The 11,076-nt window shown below is 64.5% G+C and carries 12 protein-coding genes and 2 pseudogenes; 12 read left to right on the top strand and 2 right to left on the bottom strand.

Annotated elements, in window-relative coordinates; translation table 11 throughout:
- Nucleotides 1-6 precede the first annotated feature (6 nt).
- Entirely contained in the window at nucleotides 7-417 is a 411-nt protein-coding gene (locus FB453_RS34730; protein WP_486480116.1) for a hypothetical protein, read from the bottom strand.
- An 86-nt stretch (nucleotides 418-503) separates the two neighbouring features.
- On the opposite strand from FB453_RS34730, the pseudogene FB453_RS34725 reads away from it, so the two are divergent.
- Nucleotides 504-944, top strand: a pseudogene (locus tag FB453_RS34725) (hypothetical protein); the annotation flags it as partial.
- Between the two features lie 894 nt (nucleotides 945-1,838).
- Here FB453_RS34725 and FB453_RS00310 read toward each other — a convergent pair.
- Complete coding sequence (locus FB453_RS00310) at nucleotides 1,839-2,087, bottom strand: flavin reductase (protein ID WP_145787789.1); 249 nt, start codon at nucleotides 2,085-2,087, stop codon at nucleotides 1,839-1,841.
- A gap of 270 nt (nucleotides 2,088-2,357) precedes the next feature.
- On the opposite strand from FB453_RS00310, the gene FB453_RS00305 reads away from it, so the two are divergent.
- The 11 genes and pseudogenes from FB453_RS00305 to FB453_RS00260 all read left to right on the top strand — a co-directional run bounded on the left by FB453_RS00305 (nucleotide 2,358) and on the right by FB453_RS00260 (nucleotide 11,073).
- The gene (locus FB453_RS00305) at nucleotides 2,358-3,080 is read left to right on the top strand and encodes a helix-turn-helix domain-containing protein (RefSeq protein WP_486480152.1); all 723 of its coding nucleotides are present in this window, start codon (nucleotides 2,358-2,360) and stop codon (nucleotides 3,078-3,080) included.
- On the top strand, nucleotides 3,077-3,550 hold the full coding sequence (locus FB453_RS00300; RefSeq protein ID WP_145786712.1) for an NUDIX hydrolase: 474 nt from the start codon (nucleotides 3,077-3,079) through the stop codon (nucleotides 3,548-3,550). Before FB453_RS00305 ends, FB453_RS00300 begins: the two co-directional genes overlap by 4 nt.
- A 275-nt stretch (nucleotides 3,551-3,825) precedes the next feature.
- The gene (locus FB453_RS00295) at nucleotides 3,826-4,167 is read left to right on the top strand and encodes a nucleic acid/nucleotide deaminase domain-containing protein (protein ID WP_145786710.1); all 342 of its coding nucleotides are present in this window, start codon (nucleotides 3,826-3,828) and stop codon (nucleotides 4,165-4,167) included.
- Nucleotides 4,161-4,658 (top strand): SUKH-4 family immunity protein, encoded by a 498-nt coding sequence (locus FB453_RS00290; RefSeq protein ID WP_145786708.1) that lies wholly within the window; start codon nucleotides 4,161-4,163, stop codon nucleotides 4,656-4,658. Before FB453_RS00295 ends, FB453_RS00290 begins: the two co-directional genes overlap by 7 nt.
- A 318-nt stretch (nucleotides 4,659-4,976) precedes the next feature.
- Entirely contained in the window at nucleotides 4,977-5,189 is a 213-nt protein-coding gene (locus tag FB453_RS34570) for a DUF6086 family protein (protein ID WP_222431295.1), read from the top strand.
- A pseudogene (locus FB453_RS00285) lies at nucleotides 5,161-6,096 on the top strand (Hint domain-containing protein); the annotation flags it as partial. The gene FB453_RS34570 and the pseudogene FB453_RS00285, both read left to right, overlap by 29 nt.
- A complete protein-coding gene (locus FB453_RS00280) occupies nucleotides 6,096-6,524 on the top strand; it encodes a hypothetical protein (protein ID WP_186717969.1) in 429 nt (142 codons plus the stop codon). The pseudogene FB453_RS00285 and the gene FB453_RS00280, both read left to right, overlap by 1 nt.
- Nucleotides 6,525-7,136: 612 nt before the next feature.
- Nucleotides 7,137-7,709, top strand: coding sequence for a hypothetical protein (locus FB453_RS00275; RefSeq protein WP_145786706.1), 573 nt, complete (start codon nucleotides 7,137-7,139; stop codon nucleotides 7,707-7,709).
- A 226-nt stretch (nucleotides 7,710-7,935) separates the two neighbouring features.
- On the top strand, nucleotides 7,936-8,568 hold the full coding sequence (locus FB453_RS00270; RefSeq protein ID WP_145786704.1) for a Uma2 family endonuclease: 633 nt from the start codon (nucleotides 7,936-7,938) through the stop codon (nucleotides 8,566-8,568).
- 43 nt (nucleotides 8,569-8,611) lie between these two features.
- Complete coding sequence (dxr, locus tag FB453_RS00265) at nucleotides 8,612-9,823, top strand: 1-deoxy-D-xylulose-5-phosphate reductoisomerase (RefSeq protein ID WP_145786702.1); 1,212 nt, start codon at nucleotides 8,612-8,614, stop codon at nucleotides 9,821-9,823.
- Complete coding sequence (locus tag FB453_RS00260; protein WP_112605908.1) at nucleotides 9,823-11,073, top strand: M50 family metallopeptidase; 1,251 nt, start codon at nucleotides 9,823-9,825, stop codon at nucleotides 11,071-11,073. The genes dxr and FB453_RS00260 overlap by 1 nt, the downstream gene beginning before the upstream one ends.
- The last annotated feature ends 3 nt before the right edge of the window (nucleotides 11,074-11,076 follow it).

Raw genomic sequence — 11,076 nt, 5'->3', positions numbered from 1 at the left:
GCTTGATCAACACGGTTTCAGTGAAGTCGGGGTGTCCGCGGACTGCGGACACCCCGATTTCCATGAAGCCGAGTCGATCGTCGCCGCGCAGGGTCCGTCGTGGTCGTCGCGGCGTCGGCAGCGTCCCGCGGTGTCGATCCTGGCGTCGCAGAACACCCGGGTACGCAGAAACTGCGCGTCCTCCTCGCTGAGCGTGCTCTCGCCGAAGTCGATGACGCTGAGATGGCCGAGCGAGTCGCGCAGCGCCACGGCCAACGCGGTGACCTCGTCGAGGCTGGTCAGCGTGGTCGGCAGGTGGATGATCCAGCGTGGCGCGGCCCGGTCCGTTGGTGGCGGGCGGTTGCCCGTCGCGTGGTTCGCACGTAGTGCGGGCCCGGCCACCTGTGGTGGGAGGCGATCCTCGGTCGGGTAGCTCATCGCAACGTCACCGTTCCTCCGCTGAGCAGCGTCTGGATCTGCCCGTCGGTCAGGCCACGCTGTGCCAGGACGCGACGGCCCCAGCGGTGCAGCCGGCACGGGTCCACAACCTCACCGTCGCCAACATCCACACGTACTACGTGCTCGCCGGCACGACGCCGGTCCTCGTACACAACTGCGGGTCGGGCAGTTCTGATGACCTGATTCATGTTTATCGGGCTGCGCAGAGAGGGGTCGGAGTCGATGAGCTTGCTCACGGACTTAACCCTGCTCGGCACGCAGGTGGCAATGGTCGCGCCTATATCGGGACTGAAGACGTGGCACAGAAGCATGCCGATTATTCAGTCGGCACGCACGAGGATTATTACACCAAGTTCACGTTCAAGCGTTCAGAGTTCGAGGAGCACTTTGGTGCGGGGCTTCCATGTGAGGGAGGTCCTGGCTTGGAATGGGAGATCCCGCATGGGAATATTGACCTCCTCAATCGTCTTACGCCGAATAAGGAGAAGTTGTGGGCACCGTGGTAGAAGGCCGAGATATTCATGATCTACCGCTGTCCCAGTGGGGGCAGGTGGGAAATGAGCTGGTCGGACGTACGGTTGAGGCTCGGATCTTGTGCGTACATGCCTTCGGTGTAGGCGTCGAACTGACTGTGCAGGGTGCCTATGGTCACGTCAATCCTCCTCGCGTTACGGATGGCCGCTTCACGATCGAGGAAACGGCTAAGCACATAGGCGAAGTTAGGAGGGCCGTCGTGTTGGCGGCGGACCCGGATCGGCAGCCCACTCTGACACTTCGTCCGTCTGAAATTCTGACTTGATGATCTTTTCGCTTAACCCTCGTCCAATGGAAAAGCAAAGCTGTTGGTTCTGAGTTGGAGATCGAAACTCGGTAGATCGGTCGCAGAGTTCCCGCTGTTCTTGCCCAGCCTTCGATGCTTGAATGCCTATTATCTCCGGGTGTCCAGGCTCGGCTTGGCCGGGAAGATTTGCCGTTACGGAGAGTCAACATTGTGCGCCGAACGGTTCAGGAGTACCCCGTAGTGAGCCTGCGTTGCCGTCACGGCTGCCGTCAGGCACGAGATGACATCTATTAACATCGATAAATGGGTGATGTCCCGGATCCTCGCGGCCGCTGTGCGGTGGCATGCCGCGTAGCGGTGCGCCGTCGATCCCTGGAACCATTTGCCGAGGGTGGCTGGTGAAGGGATCGCTGCGGCCTCGGCTGGTGTCTGGGCAGCGCTCCGTGGATGGGCGACTGGGTGATGCCGGCGTGCGCGCGGGGCCGTAGGTCTGTAGCGCGTGCGCGCGGCCCGGCGTGAGCCGGGCCGCTCTTGATCCTGTAGAGCAGTTTTGAGCCAGTCGGATCTTGGTCGAGGGCCTTGGTCACGGCTGGCTTACTGCTTCGGTGCGGGGCGCCGGCTACTCGCTGCGCAGTGCCGCCGAACGCGGCCAAGCGAGGAACCGCGCGTGCAGGATCCCCGACGGGGTGTGCGGCAGGTCCTCGCACGCCTGGACCAGGTACGCCGACAGGTGCAGCATCAGCGAGATCCGCGCCCCGGTGAACTCCGCGACGAGCTGCCGCTTACGAATCCGGCACGGCCACGCCGCCCCGCACCCCGCGCAGATCCACTGCGGCCGTACCGGCTGATGCACCGACACCCACCCCACCACCCCTCCGGCTCGTTGGAAGAGGGAAGGGACTGCCGCCGACACCCGACCCGACCACTCCCAGGGCCGGCACCAACCCCTTCCCCTGACACCCACCAGCCCGGCGAATCTGCCGCGAGCGAACCGGCGAGGCCCTGCCGCTGAACCTACGAAGCAGCCTCGGGCACCCCAACGTCCCGACGGACACCAGCCCGGACACTTCCACGACCCTGGCGCGTCCCGCCGTGTCCACTACCGTGGGACGGTATGAGTCACCGCCTCCGCGCGGCCATGCTCCGCGCCCACCTCGACCCGGCCGCCCTCGCCACAGCCGTCGGTGTCGACGTCAAGACCGTCACCCGGTGGCTCGCCGGTCGCGTCCCGCACCAACGCACCCGCCTCGCCGTTGCCGACGCCCTCGGCGAAACCGAAGCCGACCTGTGGCCCCAGACCCGCCCCGACCAGGCACCCGGCGCGGAGGCCACCGCTGAGGTTGTCGCCGCCTACGCCCACCGCGCCGACATCCCCCACCACGTCTGGGCGGCCCTGCTCACCGGCGCCACCAGCCGGATCGACTTGCTCGGCTACGCCTACCCGTTCCTCCTGGAGTTGCTGCCCAACACGATGCAGCTCATCACCGACAAAGCCGCCAACGGCGCCCGGGTCCGTCTCGCGTTCGCCGACCCCGACTGCCCGCACGTCGCTGAACGCGACGCCCTGGAACAGATCGGCGGCACCCTACCCGGCCGCATCCGCAACGCCCTCAACTTCTGCGAACCACTCCACAGCGCGCCAGGGGTCCAGATCGGGCTGCACACCGTGCACCTGTACAACTCGGTGTTCCGTTTCGACCACCAGATGATCGTCACCCCACACCTCTACCGCGCCCGCGGCTACCAACACCCCGCCCTGCACCTGCGCGAACTGTCCCCGCACGGCATCTTCGCCGCCCACGCCGACCAATTCGAACAGATCTGGCAAACCACCACCGCCTACCCGAAGGAGACCCGGTGACCGGCCGGCGCGACTACTACCACGACCCGCACGCCCCCACCGCCAACAGCCTCGTCCCCGGCGCCGCCGCCATCGTCACCGACCAGCACGGCCGCATCTTGCTGCAACGGCGCGCCGACTCCGGCAACTGGGCCCTACCCGGCGGCGCCATGGACATCGGCGAAACCCTCCACCAGTGCGCCATCCGCGAGGTCAAGGAAGAAGCCGGCCTCGACATCGAGATCACCGGCCTGCTCGGCATCTACACCGACCCCGCGCACGTCATCGCGTACGCCGACGGTGAGGTCCGGCAAGAGTTCACCGTGACCTACCTCGCCCGCGTCACGGGCGGCACGCTGACCGTCAGCGACGAATCCACCGAGGTCCGCTTCATCCACCCCACCGAGTTCGACCACATCCCCATCCACGACACCGTCCGACTCCGCCTCCACCACCACGCCGAGCACCGCGACACCCCCTACCTCGGATAACGCCACCCATCGATGTCCTGACCACTGAAGGGCGTGAACGTCTCCCCAGGTTGCCGTCACCGTCGCCGTCAACACCGATAAATTTCGATGCGGCGAGTTGGTGCCACACGCGAAAGGCCAGGTGAAACGCCATGAACACGTAAGTCACACTGCGTGACGGGCTGAAAATCCCACACGTACTACGTGCTCGCCGGCATAACGCCGGTGCTCGTACATAACTGTGGCGAGGTCGAGTACGGTAGTACTGATCTCAGCGTTTAAGTCATCAAAAGCGCTTGGAGGAGGGCAGCCAGTTGCACAATGGTGCAGCTGCGCGCTATGTCGACGCTGACGGCAATGAGCAGATTGCAGTGGCTTTCTCAGGTGGTGGTAAAGGCCGGAAATTCCACGCAGGGCAGAAGCTAATTGCCAGACTCGGCAAGGAGAACATCCTAGAGGTATATTCCGAGCTGCGACCTTGCTCGGGCAGGAGGGCGAATTGCTCAGCCTCCTTGGGGGGTATCAAGCAGTCTTGGTCATGGGAGTGGACGACGTCGGCCGCAAGTGCCGTTTCAAGAAAAGATCAGGCTAACGCGATTAAGAAGGTGTTTGCGGAAGCGGCGGCGGGAATATGGTGACCCTTGGCGGGTCGGAGTCTAGATTCCGGTACGAGGAGAGCATTCTCGCTCTAATCCGGAAATCGGATGCGCGGGGCTACCTGGCGCATCGGGGCCTTCCTGTGGATAATCCCTTGTTTTCTCCCGTGCCCGCCTATTCGCATACTGAGGAGGGCCGCGAGTTCATCGTCGTCGGCAATGATGGAACCGATGATTTTGGTCTCTATTGCGTGGATATCGATACAGGCGAAGTCGCAATCATGAGCCTTGACTTGGAAGCTGGAATCGGACATGTCAACGCGTCGCCGTACGCCTTCGATCGGTGTATCTCGGAGTTCATCCGCGGGTGTCCGTATGGGAGCCGCGACAGCGAGCGGGAGGAGCTCGAATTGATAAGCGAGGTTCTTGGTCGCGTCTTGTCGGGTATTGACGATTCCATTTTTGACGAGGATCCGGGATTCTGGTACACGCTGCTAAATGATGTAGCGATCGGCGACTATGCAGGGCCGTGAGGATGGCGGTGGCAGGATCCTGGGGCGGCCGGTCATGCAGGTGGATTACTGATGAGGCTGGCTGAGCCGGTGATCGCCTCGGGTGCGCAGGGTTACGGGTGCCTGTACGGAGGCGTGGTAGTTGGCCCCGCGTTGCCGTCACGGTTGTCGCCAACGGGTGTGCGGCATGCAACATCATCGATGAAAGTGTTGAAGCATGCCGCGCTCCAGGTTCACGAACCCGGCCATAGACCCGCGCTTCCGGGCCACCCTGGAGAATCACTTCGCCGGCCTGCGGAGAGGTAGACCAGAACTCGATCTACGGTTGGAGATCGGTGAGTGAGTTACTACTTCACAGTTTCCGGGGATGACGTCTGGGATCCTGCTCTGAGGATCGGTCACCTATTCGCCTCGCTTGCGGACGGCGCTGCGGTTGTTCTCGGTATCCCAAGTGGATTGGCGCCTTCCGGCAATGATACGTGCGAAGTTGACCCCCAGGTCTTTCCTCGATTTGTAGGCGCGTGCTGGGAAGTCCGGTGCCGGCAAGGGTGATTCGAAGCCGGGCGGAAAAGCGGGTGCCTCGGAACGTAGTAACGGCGGCTCCAGCGGTGGCTCCTGCAAGACGCCTGGAAACAGCTTCGTACCGGGTACCAAGGTGCTCATGGCTGACGGGTCGGCCAAGCCGATCGAGGACGTCGAGCCGGGTGACAAGGTCCAGGTCACTGATCCGGAGACGGGTCGGGTCGAGGTGGAGACGGTCACCGCCGCGATCAAGGGCGAGGGTGTCAAAGACCTGGTGAAGGTCACCATTGACACCGACGGTGAGCAGGGTTCGGACACGGCCGAGGTCAACGCGACCGACGGTCACCCGTTCTGGGTGCCGGAGCTGAACGAGTGGGTCGACGCCACCGACCTGCGATCAGGCCAGATGCTGCGGACCAGCGCCGGCACCTTCGTGCAGATCACGGCGATCGAACGCTGGAGCACCGCCTGGGCCACGGTCCACAACCTCACCGTCGCCAACATCCACACGTACTATGTGCTCGCCGGCAAAACCCCGGTACTGGTTCACAACTGCGGCGGCAGCACGAACAGTCACTTGTCAGACCTGCCGGTGCATCCCGACATCAATAAGTTCAATGTTCGAGCTGGCGAGCTAGTCAACAACAGATTCGAAACGCACGCGCTGAATCCGCACCAAATGAATGGCGGTGAAGTTGCCGGGCATGGTGGTGTCAGGAATCTCACGAACGACGAACTTATTGTGCCGGGTGGCCCGCAGGGTAACGATCCAATCAGGGGTGCACGCGATTGGGGTACAGGAGACTGTGGGTGTTATCCTGCGTCTCGGGTGTACATCACCGGCGGCCACCACCGAACGGCCGAGATCGCGAGAAGGGTGAGAGCGGGAGACATGTCGCCAGATACCTTGATCGAGTTTGTGATTTCGCCTCCGTGATGACGTCATTCAAGTATTTGATCAGTGGCGAGCAGCGGTTCGTTGCCGTAGTTTTGGCTGGTGAAGCCGCTGCCGACACCCGTCTGTGGATATGTTTGGTGCCGGACAACCCGACGGTCGGAAGTGGCTGGGTCGGCTGCTGGAGTAGTGGCACGGGGAAGACGGAAACGGCGTATTCCCTCGGGCGGCTACTCAAGGAATTGAACGCAGAAGTGGCGCGTGTTGGGCGCACGGGACCGTTTGGCGCATATCTCGACGATCACCTCTTCTTCGACGGGTGGGATGCTTGGGGAAGTGGAATTCCGGCACCGATATCCAACCTGGCCCCGGTCGATGTGCTGGCGCGCACGGAAGGCTGCCGGTCGAGCGATGACCTTGTAAGTAGGCTGTTTGGCAGAGAAAAGCAAACCGCCGATTCTCCTGAGTAACAAGAAAGATTCACGCGCGGCTCGGGCGGGTATTCCGGCAAGGTACTCGCCCGGCCATTTCGCTTCGGTCCGTGACCACGTTCCGTGCCCAAGGGCGCTGGGTGCCTGCCGCCGTCTGACCGTGTTGCCGTCAAGGTTGCCGTCACGACGGCAGTCGGATTGATGATCATAAATCGGTGATCGGGCGGGCTCCGTGTCGTCCGTGAATATGCCACACGTACTATGTGCTCGCCGGGACCGTGCCGGTCCTGGTTCACAACTGTGGCACCTCGGGCGACGAGGACCCGGCCGCGCTGCAGGGTAGGGTTACTGCGCTCACCGATCAGATGGGAGCCGGGGCCGGGTTCCGGACTGTAGGCGGCTTGCACGCTGTTGAATGTGTGGACCTCTTCGCAGTTGGGGCGAGATCCAACATCTCCAATCGTCAGATTGACTTGCTTGATGATGTAGATGAAGCGTTCCGTATCTACCCAGGACTGCCTCGAGTGGGCGACAATCCTCACCTGCTGGGACGTAGTCGCGACTTCTGTGATGATTACTGTGCGCCGCTGCCCGAACGGCTTGGCGGGCGCATTGTGACCCCCACTCGAGCTAGGTGGTGAAGGAATGGTCGTGAGGGATGCTATGTCTATACCTAACGAAGAGCTCCTTGTTTCTGTGGCGGCTGCTACAAGGGTCACGTCTCTGCTTCCCATTTTTCTTGAGCGTTTGGACAGGCCATTTGCCACTGACACCCTTGACCCTAAGCAAGGGGTGGAATTGAGATGGCGCGAGTTGACTGGGTTTGCGCCGTCCGACGCACTGGAGGGGCTCCTGAAGGACAATTTCCGGCTGTTCACCGAACGCATTCGAGCCTCGGGTCGCCCCGGATTTCAGGCAGCATCGGGGGCGATCGATGTAATTTCAACCCTCCTTGATCGTTCCGTTGATGATGTCGAACGTTGTTGTACGATTGCCGGCCAGGCGTTGCGGATCGCATTGGAGATGGATCGAGCCTCTGCGCCTTTGCCTGATTCCCAGCAATCTTGGGCCGCATTCGAGCTCCGCGCTCAAGCGCGTGTCTTTGATCTTGTGGCAGAGTCGACCCCAGGCTTCAGCCCTCAATTCATTGACAACGTGCGAGAGGAGGCGGGAATGCAGTCCATGTTTTACCGCAATGGCATGAGGGCTCTCGGAATCCGCTGAAATCTGCCGATGGTGGCGATTCTTGGGGCATGGGCGGGGAAGCTGACCAGACTGTTGGTTAGCGGGTCTCACGGCGCAAGTCCCCAACCCTTATCGACCGATCAGTGGCAGGAGTGCTGCTGGTAGAGGTGGCAAAAGGTCGGACTGGGTGTGCGATCCCGTGCAACTGGGGCTGCGGTGGTTAGGCTGAGCTGAGCAGAATGTCCCGCTGAGGGGGTGAGCCCGGATGGCCCAGGCCGCGTTCGCGCCGGAGCCGGCGCCGCAGCACACCGAGCCGTCGTTCGACGTGCTGCGGTGGCACGACGAGCCGTGGACCGCACAGCTCGCCCTCGACCTGTTGCCGGAGACCAACGGCCCCAAGGTTGAGGTCCTGAGCGGAAGCGTGATCGTGACACCACACGCGGGAATCGATCATCAGTCGGTCGAACGAGAGCTGCCCTACGTGCTGCACCGTGCTGCGCGAAAGGCCGGATTCTGGGCCTATCCGGAGATCAACGTCATCTCCGGGGATGATCTCTTCATTCCGGATATCGCTGTCTTGCGTAAATCCGGCGGTGGCCCCACGACGGTTCCCATCGCCGAGGCGGTGCTGCTGGGGGAGATCGTCTCGCCGGGTAATCGGCGCAAAGACGTGATCGACAGGCCCCGGGAGTACGCCGCGGTCGGAGTGCCGTTCTTCCTCCGGGTGGACCTGCGCAACCGGGTACCGACCATGGCCCTGTTCGAGCTGGTCGACGGCGAGTACCGGCCGCTGGCCGCCGCTGCGGCAGGGAGCACCTTCGCGATGCGGGAGCCGTTCGACTTCTCCATCGACCCGGCCGAGTTGCTAGACGAGGAGGAGTCGGACGCCGAGGGCTGAGGCTCCCAGCGGGCGTACAGCCCGGGTGGGGAAGAATGGCCGGGTGACTTCCCCCCGCGACCTTGTTCTGCTCGGGTCCACCGGCTCGATCGGCACGCAGGCCATCGACATCGTCCGGCGCAACCCGGACCGGTTCCGGGTGGTCGCCGTGGGTGCCGGCGGCGGCAACGTCGAGCTGCTCGCCGCGCAGGCCCTGGAGCTGGGCGTCGAGGCGGTCGGGGTGGCCAAGGCGTCCGCCGCGCAGGACCTGCAACTCGCGTTCTACGCCGAGGCGAGCCGGCGCGGCTGGGCCACCGGCGACTTCAAGCTTCCCAAGATCGTGGCCGGCCCGGACGCCATGACCGAGCTGGCGCAGTGGCCGTGCGACATCGTGCTCAACGGGGTGGTCGGCTCGCTGGGCCTCGCTCCTACGCTGGCCGCGCTGCGCGGTGGTCGTACTCTCGCGTTGGCCAACAAGGAGTCGCTGGTGGCCGGCGGCCCGCTGGTCAAGGCTGCGGTGACGCGGCCGGGGCAGATCGTGCCGGTCGACTCGGAGCACTCGGCGCTGGCCCAGTGCCTGCGCTCCGGGACGCGCGGTGAGGTGCGACGGTTGGTCGTGACGGCCAGCGGTGGGCCGTTCCGGGGTCGGCGGCGCGACGAGTTGACGCAGGTCACACCCGAGCAGGCCCTCGCGCACCCGACGTGGAACATGGGGCCGGTCGTCACGATCAACTCCGCGACCATGGTCAACAAGGCGCTTGAGGTGATCGAGGCGCACGAGCTGTTCGACGTGCCCTACGCCGACATCGTCGTGATGGTGCACCCCCAGTCGGTGATCCACTCGATGGTCGAGTTCGTCGACGGGTCGACGATCGCCCAGGCCAGCCCACCGGACATGCGGCTGCCCATCGCGCTCGGCATCGGCTGGCCGGACCGGGTGCCCGAGGCCGCCACCGCCGTCGACTGGACGGCTGCGCACACCTGGGAGTTCGCGCCGCTCGACGACGCGGCGTTCCCGGCCGTCGCGCTGGCCAAGGCCGCCGGGGAGGCCGGGCGTAGCCGCCCGGCGATCTACAACGCGGCGAACGAGGAGTGCGTGGCCGCGTTCGTGGCGGGCCGACTGCCGTTCCTCGGCATCGTCGACACCCTCGAACGCGTGTTGGAGGAGGCTCCGGACTTCGACGAACCAGGTACCGTCGAGGACGTGCTCGCGGCCGAGTCGTGGGCACGCGCGCACGCGCAGGAGATCATCGCGGGTTCGGTGGAAGGAGCTTGATGTCGTACCTGCTCGGGGTGGTCCTCTTCGCCCTGGCCATTCTCATCTCGGTGAGTCTGCACGAGGCGGGGCACCTGCTGACCGCCAAGATGTTCGGGATGAAGGTCACCAAGTACTTCGTCGGTTTCGGCCCCACCCTCTGGTCGTTCAAGCGCGGCGAAACCGAGTACGGCGTCAAGGGCATTCCGCTCGGCGGTTTCTGCAAGATCGTCGGGATGACCCCGCAGGACGACGACGTCGAGCCGGGCGACGAGTCGCGAGTGATGTGGCGCTACCCGGTGTGGAAGCGGACGATCGTGATGGCCGCCGGGTCGATCACGCACTTCGCGCTCGCCCTGGTCACCATCTGGATCCTCGCCGTCTCCGCCGGCCTGCCCAACCCCGACTTCCCGACCACCGACGCGCAGGCCCGCCAGGAGCCCGCCGTCATCCAGCTCAGTGAGTGCGTGGTTCCGGAGAACGCGGTGCGGGCGTGCACCCCGGCCGACGCGGCCAGCCCGGCCGCCCAGGCGCAACTGCGCAACGGGGACCGGATCACCTCGGTCAACGGCACCCCGATCAACTCCTACGGCGACCTGCTCACCACGCTGCGCGGGCTCAAGCCGGGCGACACCGCGCAGATCGCGTACGTCCGCGACGGGCAGCCGGGCACCACCAGCACGGTGCTCGCGCAGACCCAGCGTCCGCCGCTGGACGACCCCAAGGGCGCCGCCGCGCCGGTGGCCGCGCTCGGTGTCGGGCTCGTCCCCAGCACGCCCACTCGCGTGACGTACGGTCCGGTCGGCGCCTTCGGCGCCACCGCCGACTTCACCGGTCAACTGGCCGTCGGCACCGCCCAGGCGCTCCAGCGCCTCCCGCAGAAGGTCCCCGCCCTGTGGACCGCCCTCACCGGCGGCGAGCGGGACGTCGACACCCCGATCAGCGTGGTCGGCGCCAGCCGACTCGGCGGCGAGGCGGTGGAGAACAACGCCTGGCTGGTCTTCTTCATGCTCTTCGTGTCGCTGAACTTCTTCATCGGCGTGTTCAACCTGCTGCCGCTGCTCCCGGTGGACGGCGGCCACATCGCCATCGCCTGGTTCGAACGGGCCCGCTCCTGGGTCTACGGTCGGATCGGCCGGGCCGACCCCGGCCGGGTGGACTACCTCAAACTGATGCCCTTCACGTACGTGGTGATCCTGATCGGTGGCGCGTTCACGCTGCTGACCATCGCCGCGGACGTCGTCAACCCCATCACGCTCTTCTCAAGGTGAGTG

The organism is Micromonospora sp. CNZ322 (genome assembly GCF_007827755.1).
Note: the sequence above shows the minus strand (reverse complement) of the source record. Positions and strands in the feature narration are given on the sequence as shown.